A 1,032-nucleotide genomic window follows, 5' to 3' on the forward strand; every position below is an offset into this window, starting at 1 on the left:
AAAAACAAAAAGAGTCGCAATTGCGACTCTTTCTTTATTCTATGCTCAAACGCGGATTAACTTTGCGAAGTAGAATTCCACTCATAAATCAGATCGTATTGATCTTGCACTTGAGGAATCACAACAGGCTGTTGTACTTGCGCTGCTGGCACAGTTTCCTCAACGGCTTGAACCACCGTTTTTGGTTGCCCTTCTATAGCTTGAGCCTCTGAAGGTAGAGTTTCTACCGATTGCTCTTCCGATGGCGTCACTTCTTCAACGTCACCGAGTGGATCTTCAAATTCCATCAATTGTGAGATAGACGAAGCCTCTTGCTCAAATGCTTGTTGTGAAGCAAGCAAATGAATAGTCAGCGTTAACTCACTGCCTTGTACACGCTTGATTTCAGTGCCTGCCACTGAATTCAATTTGGTAAGTGCATTTTCTAAACGGAAGAAATCAGCAGCAGACGTTACATTTAACACTTTCACGTTCACAGCTTTAGAAGACTTGCCTGAGACAACAACGGCGTTTTTACTTGCGTAGTAATCAGCAATACCATCCACCATTGCGGAAATAGCGTCTGCACCTGTTGCCGACCCGCTGCGTGGAGAAGTTTGCGCATCAATAATCTTTGCAGGCGCTTGGTCATACAAAGTCCAACGAATCTGCTCGCCTTGCGCACGAATAATTAATACCGCGTCCGCTGGGTAACGCTGGCTGGCTTGGCTAATCGGTTCAATGAAACCGCCCCAAAGATCAGACGTGTTTACGCCCGTGACATCGTCAAAATCCCCAACAGGAATCGTAATTGGAAGGCCACGAGCTTCCGTTGCTTTTTTCAACGCAGCAACGTTGGCAGAATCAGAATGTTCCCATGCAATTGCGCGGTCGTAATCTTGCTCTTCCACCAGCCAAACCAAAATATTGGCACGATTCGGTGACCATGAAGGCAACTGAGCTTGAGTCAAAAGCGATTGAATTTGCCCACTGTTAAACAACATTTTAAGACTTGCTTTGCCTTCAACTTGGCTTTTCCCAAGCTGAGAAATA

The 1,032-nt window shown here is 45.5% G+C and carries 1 protein-coding gene; it reads right to left on the reverse strand.

Annotated elements, in window-relative coordinates; all coding sequences use genetic code 11:
* Positions 1-56 precede the first annotated feature (56 nt).
* Positions 57-1,032, reverse strand: a 976-nt coding sequence (locus R7Q47_RS26625; RefSeq protein WP_318090319.1) for a DUF2066 domain-containing protein, incomplete at its 5' end; no start/stop codon positions are given.

The organism is Vibrio sp. Vb0349 (genome assembly GCF_033338975.1).